The sequence below is a fragment of the Stenotrophomonas sp. RS-48 genome (genome assembly GCF_030053245.1).
In the GTDB taxonomy this organism is placed as follows: domain Bacteria; phylum Pseudomonadota; class Gammaproteobacteria; order Xanthomonadales; family Xanthomonadaceae; genus Stenotrophomonas; species Stenotrophomonas maltophilia_P.
Genome location: NZ_JASGBV010000066.1, coordinates 1 through 12,448 on the forward strand (window position 1 = coordinate 1; position 12,448 = coordinate 12,448).

The 12,448-nt window shown below is 66.5% G+C and carries 16 protein-coding genes; 14 read left to right on the plus strand and 2 right to left on the minus strand.

Annotation, left to right across the window (positions count from 1 at the left end; translation table 11 throughout):
* Positions 1–75: 75 nt before the first annotated feature.
* The 4 genes from QMZ25_RS12720 (at position 76) to QMZ25_RS12735 (ending at position 2,868) form a co-directional block, all read left to right on the plus strand.
* A complete protein-coding gene (locus tag QMZ25_RS12720; protein ID WP_283219725.1) occupies positions 76–1,200 on the plus strand; it encodes a GNAT family N-acetyltransferase in 1,125 nt (374 codons plus the stop codon).
* Positions 1,201–1,243: 43 nt separating this feature from the next.
* The gene (aat, locus tag QMZ25_RS12725) at positions 1,244–1,984 is read left to right on the plus strand and encodes a leucyl/phenylalanyl-tRNA--protein transferase (protein WP_197572555.1); all 741 of its coding nucleotides are present in this window, start codon (positions 1,244–1,246) and stop codon (positions 1,982–1,984) included.
* Between the two features lie 86 nt (positions 1,985–2,070).
* Complete coding sequence (gene infA / locus QMZ25_RS12730) at positions 2,071–2,289, plus strand: translation initiation factor IF-1 (protein WP_005409596.1); 219 nt, start codon at positions 2,071–2,073, stop codon at positions 2,287–2,289.
* Positions 2,290–2,490: 201 nt separating this feature from the next.
* Positions 2,491–2,868 carry a hypothetical protein gene (locus QMZ25_RS12735; RefSeq protein WP_277381755.1) on the plus strand — a complete coding sequence of 126 codons (378 nt, stop codon included), beginning with the start codon at positions 2,491–2,493 and terminating at the stop codon, positions 2,866–2,868.
* A gap of 75 nt (positions 2,869–2,943) precedes the next feature.
* On the opposite strand, the gene clpA is transcribed toward QMZ25_RS12735, so the two are convergent.
* Positions 2,944–5,223 carry an ATP-dependent Clp protease ATP-binding subunit ClpA gene (clpA, locus tag QMZ25_RS12740; protein ID WP_065182194.1) on the minus strand — a complete coding sequence of 760 codons (2,280 nt, stop codon included), beginning with the start codon at positions 5,221–5,223 and terminating at the stop codon, positions 2,944–2,946.
* Between the two features lie 135 nt (positions 5,224–5,358).
* Between clpA and QMZ25_RS12745 the strand changes: the two genes are divergently transcribed.
* A complete protein-coding gene (locus QMZ25_RS12745; protein ID WP_283219726.1) occupies positions 5,359–6,171 on the plus strand; it encodes an APH(6) family putative aminoglycoside O-phosphotransferase in 813 nt (270 codons plus the stop codon).
* Between the two features lie 43 nt (positions 6,172–6,214).
* Here QMZ25_RS12745 and clpS read toward each other — a convergent pair whose 3' ends face one another.
* Positions 6,215–6,541, minus strand: a complete 327-nt coding sequence (clpS, locus tag QMZ25_RS12750; protein WP_053517940.1) for an ATP-dependent Clp protease adapter ClpS — start codon at positions 6,539–6,541, stop codon at positions 6,215–6,217.
* A 108-nt stretch (positions 6,542–6,649) separates the two neighbouring features.
* Between clpS and QMZ25_RS12755 the strand changes: the two genes are divergently transcribed.
* The 9 genes from QMZ25_RS12755 to QMZ25_RS12795 all read left to right on the plus strand — a co-directional run bounded on the left by QMZ25_RS12755 (position 6,650) and on the right by QMZ25_RS12795 (position 12,397).
* Complete coding sequence (locus QMZ25_RS12755) at positions 6,650–7,120, plus strand: hypothetical protein (RefSeq protein WP_111186999.1); 471 nt, start codon at positions 6,650–6,652, stop codon at positions 7,118–7,120.
* 1 nt (position 7,121) lies between these two features.
* Positions 7,122–7,583 carry an NUDIX hydrolase gene (locus tag QMZ25_RS12760; protein ID WP_053517938.1) on the plus strand — a complete coding sequence of 154 codons (462 nt, stop codon included), beginning with the start codon at positions 7,122–7,124 and terminating at the stop codon, positions 7,581–7,583.
* Entirely contained in the window at positions 7,580–8,722 is a 1,143-nt protein-coding gene (mnmA, locus tag QMZ25_RS12765) for a tRNA 2-thiouridine(34) synthase MnmA (RefSeq protein WP_053517935.1), read from the plus strand. Before QMZ25_RS12760 ends, mnmA begins: the two co-directional genes overlap by 4 nt.
* Entirely contained in the window at positions 8,719–9,333 is a 615-nt protein-coding gene (hflD, locus tag QMZ25_RS12770) for a high frequency lysogenization protein HflD (protein ID WP_053517934.1), read from the plus strand. Before mnmA ends, hflD begins: the two co-directional genes overlap by 4 nt.
* Positions 9,334–9,524: 191 nt before the next feature.
* A complete protein-coding gene (locus QMZ25_RS12775) occupies positions 9,525–10,715 on the plus strand; it encodes a methyl-accepting chemotaxis protein (RefSeq protein ID WP_053517932.1) in 1,191 nt (396 codons plus the stop codon).
* 98 nt (positions 10,716–10,813) lie between these two features.
* Positions 10,814–11,032, plus strand: coding sequence for a hypothetical protein (locus QMZ25_RS12780; RefSeq protein ID WP_193396554.1), 219 nt, complete (start codon positions 10,814–10,816; stop codon positions 11,030–11,032).
* Positions 11,033–11,129: 97 nt separating this feature from the next.
* Complete coding sequence (locus QMZ25_RS12785; RefSeq protein ID WP_283219727.1) at positions 11,130–11,495, plus strand: hypothetical protein; 366 nt, start codon at positions 11,130–11,132, stop codon at positions 11,493–11,495.
* A 119-nt stretch (positions 11,496–11,614) separates the two neighbouring features.
* Positions 11,615–12,079, plus strand: a complete 465-nt coding sequence (locus QMZ25_RS12790) for a hypothetical protein (protein ID WP_283219728.1) — start codon at positions 11,615–11,617, stop codon at positions 12,077–12,079.
* Between the two features lie 144 nt (positions 12,080–12,223).
* Entirely contained in the window at positions 12,224–12,397 is a 174-nt protein-coding gene (locus tag QMZ25_RS12795) for a hypothetical protein (RefSeq protein WP_283219729.1), read from the plus strand.
* Positions 12,398–12,448: the final 51 nt, after the last annotated feature.

Consider the following 12,448-nt stretch of genomic DNA (forward strand, 5'->3'; position numbering starts at 1 on the left):
CCACGCCATGACTGATCCTGGGGGCCGGCGCGGAAGCGCCGGCCTTTCTGTTTTCTTCTGACCTATCCTTGGCCCATGCCCTCCCCCCGTTTCCTCGACTCGCTGCAGTCCGTTGCCGCCACCGACTGGGACGCGCTGCATGATGGCCGCAATCCCTTCGTCAGCTACGCCTTCCTGGCCGGACTCGAAGCCCACGGTTGCCTGCGCGGGGATTGGGGCTGGCAGGCATGGCATTTCACCCTGTGGGAGGGCGACGTCCTGGTCGCGGCGATTCCCGGCTACCTGAAGACCAACTCCCACGGCGAGTTCGTGTTCGACCACGCCTGGGCCAATGCCTATGCCCGGCGTGGCCGCGACTACTACCCGAAATGGCTCGGCGCCGTGCCGTACTCGCCGGTGACCGGACCGCGGCTGCTGGCCCGGGACGATCCAGCCCGCGCGGGCGTGCTGTCGGCCCTGCGCGGGGCGCTGCTCACGCTGGGCGTGTCCTCGGCGCATATCAACTTCCACACCGCAGCGGATGAAGCGCTGTTCGGCGATGACTGGCTGTTGCGCGAGGATATCCAGTTCCAGTGGCAGAACCCGGGCGACTGGACGACGTTCGATCAGTTCCTTGGCGCCATGGACCACAAGCATCGCAAGAACATCCGCCAGGAGCGCGCCAGGGTCACCCGCCAGGGCATCGGCTTCCGCGTCGTGCACGGCGATGAGGCCAGCCGTGCCGACCTGCAGGCGATGTACCGTTTCTACCTGCAGACCTTCGTCGAGTACGGCAATGCACCGGCGCTCACCGAGCCCTTCCTGCGCCACCTGGCCAGCAGCCTCGGGCGCGGCCTGGTGATGTTCCTGGCCGAACAGGACGGCGAACCGATTGCCGGCGCCCTGTGCCTGCGTGGGGGCGACACGCTGTATGGCCGCTACTGGGGTGGCGCTACCCTGCCTGGCCTGCACTTCGAGGCCTGCTACTACCAGGGCATCGAGTACTGCCTGCGCGAAGGCCTGACCCGCTTCGAGCCCGGCGCACAGGGCGAACACAAGCTGGCGCGCGGCTTCCTGCCGACGCGGGTGCGCAGCCGGCACTGGGTGGCCGATGCGGATTTCGCAGAAGCTCTGCAGGACTGGTGCCGGCAGGAGCGCAGGGACGTGCGGCGCTATGAGCAGACGTTGCAGCAACACAGCCCGTTCCGCACGCAGGACTAGCGCCGCCGCAGAATGGATGCGCCGGCATCGCTACACTCCCGGCATGACCCGTCAATTGCCCTGGCGCCTGGACGATGCGCCGGACGCCCCCTTCCCGCCCGCTGAAACCGCGCTGCGCAGTCCCGACGGCCTGCTGGCCGTAGGCGGCGACCTGCATCCTGCACGCCTGTTGAATGCCTATGCCGGCGGCATCTTCCCGTGGTTCAGCGACGGCGAGCCGATCCTGTGGTGGTCACCGGACCCACGCATGGTGTTCCGCACCTCCGGCGTACACCTGTCCAGCCGCTTCCGCCGCCAGCTGCGCGGCAGCCACTGGGAGGTGACTGCCGACACCGCCTTCAGCCAGGTGATGCGCGCCTGTGCTGCCGCGCCGCGCCCCGGACAGGACGGCACCTGGATCAGCCCGGCAATGGTCGAGGCCTACAGCCGGCTGCACGACCTCGGGTTCGCCCATTCCGTCGAGGTCTGGGACCGGCAGACCCTGGTCGGTGGCATTTATGGCGTGGCCATCGGCACGATGTTCTTCGGCGAAAGCATGTTCAGCGGCGCCAGCGGCGGCTCCAAGATCGCGCTGGCCGCGCTGGCGGCCACCCTGCATGGCTGGGGCTGGGAACTGATCGATGCACAGGTGGAGAATCCGCATCTGCTGCGGATGGGTGCTGTGCACCTGCCACGCGCCGCGTTTCTGGACCACGTGCGGCAGGCCGTGCGCTGCCCGGGGCGTGAAGGCCCGTGGACTCGGCACATGGGCCGCTTGCCGGCCCGCGTCCTGGCGGGGGGTTAACATAAACTTTGCAAGCCGGCCGCGTCCCGCGTAAAATACTGCGCCTTAGGCCCAGCGTGGCCGTTTTCTGAACCGCACAGGACTACATGTCGAAAGACGATTCCATCGAGTTCGAGGGCACCGTCAGCGAGACGCTGCCGAACACCACTTTCCGCGTTCGTCTGGAAAATGGGCACGAGATCATCGCCCACATCTCCGGCCGCATGCGCAAGAACTACATCCGCATCCTCACCGGTGACCGGGTCAAGGTTGAAATGACCCCGTACGACCTGACCAAGGGTCGCATCACCTACCGCATGAAGTAAGCGGTCGGCGCGTCGCGCCACTTCGACAAGGCCAGCCTGGGTTGCTGGCCTTTTGTCATGCCCGCTCTCCGGCCCTGCCGGAGGTCATCGTGACCGATCTCACCATGGCGTCAGTCAGCCCTGCTTGCGGCAGATTCGCAGTTGCGACCGCGGCAGCATTCTGGGATCCGATCCACTCCGGATCGCCACCCCTGCCCCGCCATGAAGCTGACTTCCCTGCTCGTCCCCTTGTCCTTGTCTGCCATCGCCCTGCTGGCCTCGCCCGCCCATGCGGCCGACACCCCGGCGGCGCAGTGCGTGCCGCTGTCCGGCGAACAGCAGATCGTTCGCGCCGGCGCCGACAGGAATATCCTGCTCCGCTCCGGCGAAGCGCACTATGTCGTGCACTTCCGCAACAGCTGCCCTTCCGCCGTGCTGGCCACCCGCCTCGGCTTCACGACCGACGGCAAGGAGGCTGACACGCTGTGCAGCGAGGGCCGAAGCAAGCTGGACACCGGTCGCGGCTCCTGCGAGGTGGCGCGCATCGAGCCGATCGATGCCGAGCGGTTCACGCGTGAAGCGCGCCGTCGCAGCCGCTGACACCTGACAGCACAAGGGCGGCCGAAGCCGCCCTTGCCCTTTCCAGTCCTTCACGCCACAGCCCGTGGCGTCAGCTCACTCCACCGTGGCCGGCAGCAGCCGCTCCGGCTCGGCCTGGGTCTCGACCACCAGTTCGTCGTCGCGGACATCGATGCTGACCTTGCCGCCGTTGACCAGCTTGCCGAACAACAGCTCGTCGGCCAGCGGACGCTTGATCTTGTCCTGGATCACGCGCGCCATCGGACGGGCACCCATCAGCGGGTCGAAGCCATGGTGGGCCAGCCAGTCGCGCGCGGTCGGCGTGGCCGACAGGCTGACGTGCTTCTCCTGCAGCAGCATCTCCAGCTCGATCAGGAACTTGTCCACCACACGCAGGATGTGCTCGAAGCCCAGCGCCTGGAACTGCACCACCGCATCGAGGCGGTTGCGGAATTCCGGGGTGAAGCTGCGGCGGATGGTCTCCATCGCGTCGGTGGCGTGGTCCTGCTTGGTGAAGCCAATCGAACGCCGCGAGGCCTGGGCCGCGCCGGCATTGGTGGTCATCACCAGCACCACGTTCTTGAAGTTCGCTTCACGTCCGTTGGTGTCGGTCAGCACGCCCCGGTCCATGACCTGCAGCAGGATGTTGAAGATGTCCGGGTGCGCCTTCTCGATTTCGTCCAGCAGCAGCACGCAATGCGGCGTCTTGACGATCTTCTCGGTCAGCAGGCCGCCCTGGTCGAAGCCGACGTATCCCGGGGGCGCACCGATCAGGCGGCTGATCGAATGCGGCTCCATGTACTCGGACATATCGAAGCGGACCAGCTCGATGCCCAGCTGCAGGGCCAGCTGCTTGGTCACCTCGGTCTTGCCGACACCGGTCGGGCCGGCAAACAGGAAGTTGCCGATCGGCTTCTCCGGATTGCCCAGGCCCGAGCGCGCCAGCTTGATCGCCGACGACAGGGTCTCGATGGCCGGGTCCTGGCCGAAGATCACCATCTTCAGGTTGCGCTCCAGGTGCTGCAGCACATCCTTGTCGGTGGCGCTGACCTGCTTGGTCGGGATGCGCGCCATCTTGGCAATGATGGCCTCCACTTCCTCCACGTCGATCAGTTCCTTGCGCTGGTCCTCCGGCAACAGCCGCTGGCGCGCACCTGCCTCGTCGATCACGTCGATGGCCTTGTCCGGCAGCAGGCGGTCACCGATATGCTTGACCGACAGGTCCACCGCGGCCTGCAGCGCCTCGTCGGAGTACGTCACGCCGTGGTGGGCTTCGTACTTGCCCTTCAGGCCCTGCAGGATCTCGTAGGTCTCACCCACGGTCGGCTCGACGATGTCGATCTTCTGGAAGCGGCGCGCCAGGGCGCGATCCTTCTCGAAGATGCCGCGGTACTCCTGGAACGTGGTCGAGCCGATGCAGCGCAACTCGCCCGACGCCAACGCCGGCTTGATCAGGTTGGACGCATCCATGGTGCCGCCCGACGCCGAACCGGCACCGATGATGGTGTGGATCTCGTCGATGAACAGTACGGCGTTGGGCACCTTCTTCAGGGCCGTCAGCACGCTCTTCAGGCGCTTCTCGAAGTCGCCACGGTACTTGGTGCCAGCCACCAGTGCGCCCAGGTCGAGCGAATAGATGACGGCATCGGCCAGCACCTCCGGCACCGAGCCCTCGACGATGCGCCGGGCCAGGCCTTCGGCGATCGCGGTCTTGCCGACGCCGGCCTCGCCCACGTAGAGCGGGTTGTTCTTGCGACGGCGGCACAGGACCTGGATGGTCCGCTCGATCTCGTCGGCACGCCCGACCAGCGGGTCGATGCGTCCGGCCCGGGCCTGCTCGTTGAGGTTGCTGGCGAACTCGGTCAGGGCATCCCCCTTCGGCTCGCCCTCCCCGCCCTCGGCCCGGCTCTCGCCTTCGGAAGAGGGCTGTTCGCCCTCCTCGCCCAGCTTGGCGATGCCATGGGACAGGTAATTGACCACGTCCAGGCGGGTCACGTCCTGCTGGTTGAGGTAGTAGACGGCATGGGAGTCCTTCTCGCCGAAGATGGCGACCAGCACATTGGCGCCGGTGACCTCCTTCTTGCCCGAGGACTGCACGTGGTACACGGCCCGCTGCAGCACGCGCTGGAAGCCCAGCGTCGGCTGGGTGTCGCGGCCATCGTCTTCCGCCAGGCGGGACACGGAGGCCTCGATGGCCTGCTCCAGCTCCTGGCGCAGGCGGTCGGCATCGGCACCACAGGCCTTCAGTACGGCCTGGGCGGACGGGTTGTCGAGCAGTGCCAGCAGCAGGTGTTCGACCGTCATGAACTCATGCCGGGCCTCACGGGCGCGCTTGTAGCACTGGCCGATGGTGTGTTCGAGGTCTTTGCTGAACATGGATTACTCCGGCGGCAGATGGGGACAATATGCGGCCTGACTACGCGATTTCCATCACCCTAGCGGATTGCTGCGTTCAGATGGCGTTAGCAGTGCGGATTGCTTGATCTTCATTCACTCCCGGACAGCCCACCCATGAGCGAACCCTACCTGAGCCGCTGGCGATTGCGACGTGATGGTCCCGCCATCCGTACCCCGCACGCCCGGCTCTGGCCGGTACTGACCGCCGACGACCAGCCGGCAATGCTGAAGATCAGCAGTGAAACCGAAGAACAGAACAGCCATCGCCTGCTGCGCTGGTGGGACGGCGACGGTGCCGCGCGCCTGCTGGCGCACGAGGGGCCGGCCATCCTGATCGAGCGCGCCGGCGGCCAATCGCTGCGGGAGCGCTCGATCGGCGGCGATGACAGCACCTGTACCACGATCCTGTGCCAGGTCCTGCAGCGGCTGCACCGGCCACGGAGCGCACCGCCAGCGGAGCTGGTCTGCCTGCCTACATGGTTCGCCGACCTGCTGCAGCCAAGGGGCTCGCTGCCGCCACTGCTGGAACAGTGCAGATCGCTGGCGGTCGCGCTGCTGGAGGACGAACAGGAGGTCCGGCCGCTGCACGGTGACCTGCACCACGACAACGTGCTCGACTTCGGCACGCGCGGCTGGCTGGCGATCGACCCGAAACGGCTGATCGGTGATCGCGCGTTCGACTACACCACGCTGTTCAGCAATCCCGACCTGTGCGGTCCCGGCATCCACGTCGCGACCCGGCCGGAGCGCTTTGCGGCCCGGGTGACCGAGGTCAGCGCCCTGGCGGAGCTGGATCGCACGCGCCTGCTGCGCTGGATCGCTGCCAGCGCCGGGCTGTCGGCCGTATGGTTCCGCAATGATGGCGACCCGGCCGATATCGACGAGACAGTCGCGGCGATGGCACTGGAGGCGCTGGCGGAGGGGTGATCCCGCTGTAGCCGAGCATGGGCTCGGCTCTACAAGAGGCCGGTCAGGCCTTTTCCATCGTGCACAGCAGCGGATGCTGGTTCATCCGTGAATACTCGTTGACCTGGCCGACCTTGGTCTCGGCCACTTCGCGGGTGAACACGCCACAGACGCCGCGACCGCGGGTATGGACATGCAGCATCACCTGCGTCGCCTTGTCCAGGTCCATGTTGAAGAACTGCTGCAGCACGTCCACCACGAAATCCATCGGGGTGTAGTCGTCGTTGAGCAGCATGACCTGGTAGAACGGCGGCGGCGCCACTTCCGGGCGCGCGGGCTCCACGGCGATGCCGTGCTCGTGGTGGGAATCGGGGGAAGACTCGCGGGGCATCCGGTCATTATAGAGGTTGCCGCGCGCCCGCGTCGGCCCTCCCGGAATGGACGGCACGGACGGCCGCCGTCACAATTGCCCTTCCCACCCCGGTTTCACAGGATTTTCATGAAAAGGACCCTTCTGCCTGCCCTGTTGATCGCCCTGGCCTGTGCCGGTCCGGCGAGCGCAGCCGATGCCGACGCTGCCGTCGGTCGCCAGCTGGACAAGCTGGGCTACAACTACGAGGTCGACGAGGATGGCGACTACCGCCTGGTGTTCGACGTCGAGGGCGACCGCACCCAGATGGTGTACGTGCGCTCGGCGGTGGAAGACTTCGGCAGCCACAACATCCGTGAGATCTGGTCGCCAGGCTACACGTCCAAGACCAAGCAGTTCCCGGTCGCGGTCGCCAACCGCCTGCTGGAGGACTCGCAGGACGCCAAGATGGGCGGCTGGGTGAAACAGGAGGCGACCGCGATGTTCGTGGTGAAGATCGACGCCGATGCCACCGCCGACCAGCTCAGCGACGCCATCGATGCCGCGATCCGCACCGCCGACGCGATGGAACTGGAACTGACCAAGAAGGACGATCTCTGAGGTGAATGCCACGCCGGACCCGCGCTGGGCACCGCACGCCACCGTCGCCACCGTCGTGGTCGACGGTGGCCGCGTGCTGCTGGTCGAGGAGACCATCGATGGCCGCGCCGTGCTCAACCAGCCTGCCGGGCACCTCGAACCCGGCGAGAGCCTGGCCGAGGCGGCGCTGCGCGAGACCCGCGAGGAGACCGGCTGGACGGTTCAGCTGACCGACTTCATCGGCTGTTACCAATGGACGGCGGGCGACGGTACGACGTTCCTTCGCTTCTGCTACGCGGCGCGCCCGGTCTCGCATGATCCGGCGCAGCCGCTCGACACCGGCATCGACCGCGCGCTGTGGATGACCCCGGCCGAGCTGCAGGCCGCCGGGCAGCGCCAGCGCAGCCCGCTGGTATGGCAGGTCGTGGCGGACTATCTGGGTGGCCAGCGCCACCCGCTTTCGCTGGTCCGGGAGGTCGCATGAGCACCCCGCGCGTGATGGTGGGCGTTTCCGGTGGCGTCGATTCGTCGGTCGCCGCCTGGCGGCTGGTGCAGCAGGGCGAGGCCGTGGCCGGCCTGTTCATGCAGAACTGGGCCGACGACGGCAGCGGCGACTGCCGCGCCGAGGATGATCGCCGCGATGCGGTGGCGGTCTGCGGCCTGCTGGGCATTCCCTTCCATTTCCGCGACTTCTCCAGCGAGTACTGGCAAGGCGTGTTCGAGCATTTCCTGGCCGAGTACGCCGCCGGCCGCACCCCCAATCCGGACGTGCTGTGCAACCGCGAGGTGAAGTTCAAGCACTTCCTGGACGCGGCGCGTGAACTGGGCGCCGAGCGCATCGCCACCGGCCATTACGCGCGGGTGACCCAGCGCGGCCACCAGTGGCTGCTGCTGCGCGGCGCCGACCGCTCCAAGGACCAGAGCTATTTCCTGCACCAGCTGGGGCAGGAGCAGCTGGCCGCCACCCTGTTCCCGATCGGCGACCTGGAAAAGAGCGACCTGCGCCGGATCGCCCGTGACGTCAGCCTGCCGACCCATGCCAAGAAGGACTCCACCGGCATCTGCTTCATCGGCGAGCGCGACTTCCGCGAGTTCCTGGGCCGCTACCTGCCGGCCCGGCCGGGACAGATCCTCGACCCGGCCGACGGCAGCGTGATTGCCGAGCATCCGGGCGTGTTCTATTTCACGCTCGGCCAGCGCGAGGGCCTGAACATCGGCGGCGTGCGTGGCCGCCCGGCCGCGCCGTGGTACGTGGTCGGCAAGGACGTGGCCAGCAACGTGCTGTATGTCGATCAGGACCGCGACAGCCCGTGGATGCTCTCCGAACGCCTGCGTTCGGAAACCGCGCACTGGATCGCCGGCGCACCACCGGCCCGGCGTTTCGAATGCACTGCCCAGACCCGCTACCGCCAGCCCGACGAGCCGTGTACGGTCGATGTTCTGGACGATGGCAGCGTGCTGGTCACCTTTGCCCGCCCGCAGCGGGCCGTCACGCCCGGCCAGTCGCTGGTGCTGTATGACGGCGAGATCTGCCTGGGCGGTGCGGTGATCGCCGCCACCGATGCGCCGCTGGAACAGCGCCTGCGCACCACCCCTTCTCCTTTTGAGGTAATCGCTGCATGAGTTTCACTGTCGACGACCGCGTCCTGGCCCTGGCCGGCATTGCCCAGGCCCTGCAGCAGGTGCGCCGCATCGCCGATACCGGCCATTCCGACGCCGCCGCTGTACGTACCGCGGTGGACAGCGTGTTCCGCGTCGACGCGTCCTCTCCGCAGGAGGTGTTCGGCGACCGCCACGCGCTGAAGTCGGGCCTGCGCCTGCTGCACAACTACTTCCGCAACCAGGGCCAGGATCCGATCCTGCCCAAGCTGGCATTGTCGGTGCTGCAGCTGGAGCGCCGCTTCGTGCAGGACGGCGCAACCGTCAACAAGGTTGCCGCGGGCATCGAGCAGGCGCAGCGCAAGGCCGCCGAACTGGGCGACAGCGGTCACCCGGATGTGCTGGCCAGCCTCGGCGGCGTCTATGCGGACACCATCAGCCATCTCAAGCCGCGGGTGATGGTGCAGGGCAACCCGCATTACCTGGGCCAGGCCGGTGTTGTCTCCGAGATCCGTGCCCTGCTGCTGGCCGCCGTCCGCGCCGCGGTGCTGTGGCGGCAGGTGGGCGGCAGCTACTGGGACTTCCTGTTTGGTCGCAAGGCGATGGTCGAGGCCGTGGACCGCCTGCTGGCCTGACCGTTGCATCCGCCGGGCATGGCCCGGCGCTACCGCATGGCCTGACCGTCGCGCAGCGCTGCAGGGGTACCGCCGGGCCATGCCCGGCGAGCGTCCGGCGCCGGAAATCCGGCGCATTCAGAAAGCGCATCGACGTTAAAGAGAAAGGGCACACGGCCGATACATCCTCCGTGCACCTCCCGAGAACGTCCATGTACTCACGCATTTTCATCCGTCTGGCCGCCCCGCTGGCCCTGACCCTGCTGCTCCCCTTCGCCATCGGTTTCGAATGGCCGGCCGCCCTGCGCTGGGCGATCCTGACCACGATGACGCTGAGCTGGCTGGGCTTTGCGTGGTGGACCGCGCGCGCCCAGGCGCACCGCTCACCGGAACAGGCCCGCGTCCTGCGTGAGCAGGACCAGCTGCTGACCGAACTGCGCAGCTTCGTCGGCAACGAAATCGACGGTTCGCGTGGTGAAGTGGAACGCGCCCGCGACCTGATCCGCCAGGCGGTATCGAGCCTGGGCGGCAGCTTCGATGCAATGAACCGCAAGTCACGCCAGCAGAGCCAGGCGCTGTCGCGCATCGTCGACCGTGCCGGCGATGAAGGCAGTGCGGGCCTCGACGTTGCGCGGTTCGCCCAGCATGCCAGTCATCGCATGGAACAGCTGGTGGAAGCGCTGGAACAGGTCAGCGGCCAGAGCTCTACCACCGTGCAGCACATCGACCAGATGGCGCAGCACCTGGACGGCATCTTCGCGCTGCTGGAAGACGTCAAGTCGATTGCCGACCAGACCAACCTGCTGGCACTGAATGCCGCCATCGAAGCGGCCCGTGCCGGCGAGGCCGGCCGCGGCTTCGCGGTGGTCGCCGACGAAGTGCGCAACCTGTCCGAGCGCTCGACCACCTTCAACGAACAGATCCGAAAGCTGGCCCACAGCTCCAAGGACGCCATCGCCAAGGTCCGCGAGACGGTCTCGCACATGGCTTCGCGCGACATGGACCGCTCCCGCGAAGCACGCCAGGAAGCAGCGGCCATGCTGGACAACGTGGCGCAGATCAATGCTTCTCTGGGCGAAGGCATGCGCGAGGTGTCCGAGTGTGCGCGTGCCATCGACGGCAGCGTCGCCGAGGCCGTGCGCGCGCTGCAGTTCGAAGATATCGCCACGCAGGCGCTGGGTGGCGTGCATACCCATCTCGACCGCCTGACCGCGATCAACCGCGAAGCGGTGGCCCTGCAGGAACTGCTGCACCGCAATGGCGGCGTCTTCGACGAAGAGATCGCCAGCGCGCTGCAGCGCACCGGCAACCGTCTGCGCGAACTTCGCAACGAATGGGAGCGCCCGCCGCACAAGCCGGTCGCCCAGCAGAACATGGGCGCCGGTACCGTCGAACTGTTCTGACACGCGTGTCCGCTGCCCTCTCCGGCAGTCTGCAAGGCCCCGGCTCGACCGGGGCCTTTGCCTGTGATCCACCGCCGAATGCATCCTGTACGCGCCCCATGGCCCTGATCAGCGCCCCGCCCTCCTCCCTCACCGACATCGAACGCCCGCGCAACGCCAGCGTGCGAGAACAGCTGCAGCAGCTGGAAAAGGTCGCGCATGAGGAGATCCGCGAGCTGCAGCAGCTCGCCGATGCGCGCTCGCCCTCGCCCGGTACCGCCGGCGAACTGCTGGGCATGGCCTGGGACCTGGGGTTGGATGGAGATGCCCTGAAGTAGCGCCGGGGCGTGCGTGGATGGCCTGCACCGCCACCCGTTCCAAACCCATGACATGATCCGCCCAAGCCGCCTACGGCTGGACATGGACTGTCGTGGCATGAGCACCACGTTCATGACCTGGCTGGGAATTGCTGCGATGGTGCTCGTCTCCGTCTCCGTCTCCGTCTCCGTCACCTTCACCTGGCGCCCTGCCTACGCCACCTTGCGGCTGCCCCGGCACAGGCCTGTCGCATTCCTGTCCGGCAGCCTGCTCTTCATGCTGATGGCATTTCTGGCTGCCTGGATGGCGGCAGCCGCCATCAGTGCCGGGCATGTCCATCCAAGCCATCATCGGTCCGGCACCATTGAAGCGTGGCGCGAGATCGAGCCGATGACCTGCTGGCTGATCATCGTGGCGGAGTACTTGCTAGGGCTCCTGATCGCCAGCTATTCCATCGCGGGCATCGCATTGATGAACCGGTAGATCCGCGCCATGCGTGGATGCACCTGCACGCCCCTGCACCTTCCACCCTTTCGGACTTGTTGCATGGCCTGGGTCATCGGCTCCGGGCACACTCACCGCCCTCCCTCCTTGGCAGCGTCATGACATTCAATCCGGAAGAAGCGCAAGAAACCTTCGAACAGTTTCTGATCATCATGGACGATCAGATTGAATGGCTGATCGAGCAAGCGCAGCAGCGCGGCGTCGACCTTGACGGTAGCCTGGAGAGCCTTGATCGCCTCGAAACCCTGTACACGTTGATGGCCGCAACGTTATCGAAGGACGAACAGGCTGCCCTGAGGATTGTGTTTGCACGATATCTTGGGGAAACCGTGTGTCAGCATCACGGCGGCAAATGGACTCTCCCACTGGATGATCCCAAGGACATCAGTTTCAACATGCCGGTTATCGTGGGGCATTCATCCTGCCCGTGGCTGGAGTTCAATCCCATCCACACGATGCGAGCCTACTCACTTCGGCCCAAGCCCGGAATGATCCGAAGCGCCGTTGCGCACAGTGTTGCTCCGCGGATTCTGGATCTCAGCGATCTGGCGGAAGAGGACTGACGCCAATAGGAGAGACTACTCGGTTCAGTTGACGGCCCCATCGAGACTGCGGCTCGTGCCCGGGATCATCCGCGCGTGGCATGGATCTACTGAGACAGCGCTGTCGCCATGGCATGATGCCACGGTCCCGTTCATGGAAGACCGATGGCCGCCGCCCTGATCGCATTGATGCTGCTGGAACTCCTGCTGCTGTTGTTCTGGGGCACCGATCTTCTTCCGCACCGGCATCGTCCTGTTCAACCAGCGCATCGCCGCCGCTCCTACCGAGCTGACCCAACTGTCAATGATCGGGCTGAGGTACGACCTTCCTACCGATAAGTGGCTGAGCCTTGTGTTCCGTGTACTGCCCGACCGCAATGTCCGTTTGCG

Bases quoted from the DNA above. Each gene is read 5' to 3' on its own strand.
- aat (WP_197572555.1), top strand. From the start codon at position 1,244: ATGACCCGTCAATTGCCCTGGCGCCTGGACGATGCGCCGGACGCCCCC.
- QMZ25_RS12780 (WP_193396554.1), top strand. From the start codon at position 10,814: ATGGCCCTGATCAGCGCCCCGCCCTCCTCCCTCACCGACATCGAACGC.
- QMZ25_RS12755 (WP_111186999.1), top strand. From the start codon at position 6,650: ATGAAAAGGACCCTTCTGCCTGCCCTGTTGATCGCCCTGGCCTGTGCC.
- hflD (WP_053517934.1), top strand. From the start codon at position 8,719: ATGAGTTTCACTGTCGACGACCGCGTCCTGGCCCTGGCCGGCATTGCC.
- QMZ25_RS12720 (WP_283219725.1), top strand. From the start codon at position 76: ATGCCCTCCCCCCGTTTCCTCGACTCGCTGCAGTCCGTTGCCGCCACC.
- QMZ25_RS12790 (WP_283219728.1), top strand. From the start codon at position 11,615: ATGACATTCAATCCGGAAGAAGCGCAAGAAACCTTCGAACAGTTTCTG.
- clpS (WP_053517940.1), bottom strand. From the start codon at position 6,541: ATGCCCCGCGAGTCTTCCCCCGATTCCCACCACGAGCACGGCATCGCC.
- infA (WP_005409596.1), top strand. From the start codon at position 2,071: ATGTCGAAAGACGATTCCATCGAGTTCGAGGGCACCGTCAGCGAGACG.
- clpA (WP_065182194.1), bottom strand. From the start codon at position 5,223: ATGTTCAGCAAAGACCTCGAACACACCATCGGCCAGTGCTACAAGCGC.
- QMZ25_RS12785 (WP_283219727.1), top strand. From the start codon at position 11,130: ATGAGCACCACGTTCATGACCTGGCTGGGAATTGCTGCGATGGTGCTC.
- mnmA (WP_053517935.1), top strand. From the start codon at position 7,580: ATGAGCACCCCGCGCGTGATGGTGGGCGTTTCCGGTGGCGTCGATTCG.
- QMZ25_RS12775 (WP_053517932.1), top strand. From the start codon at position 9,525: ATGTACTCACGCATTTTCATCCGTCTGGCCGCCCCGCTGGCCCTGACC.
- QMZ25_RS12735 (WP_277381755.1), top strand. From the start codon at position 2,491: ATGAAGCTGACTTCCCTGCTCGTCCCCTTGTCCTTGTCTGCCATCGCC.
- QMZ25_RS12745 (WP_283219726.1), top strand. From the start codon at position 5,359: ATGAGCGAACCCTACCTGAGCCGCTGGCGATTGCGACGTGATGGTCCC.
- QMZ25_RS12795 (WP_283219729.1), top strand. From the start codon at position 12,224: ATGGCCGCCGCCCTGATCGCATTGATGCTGCTGGAACTCCTGCTGCTG.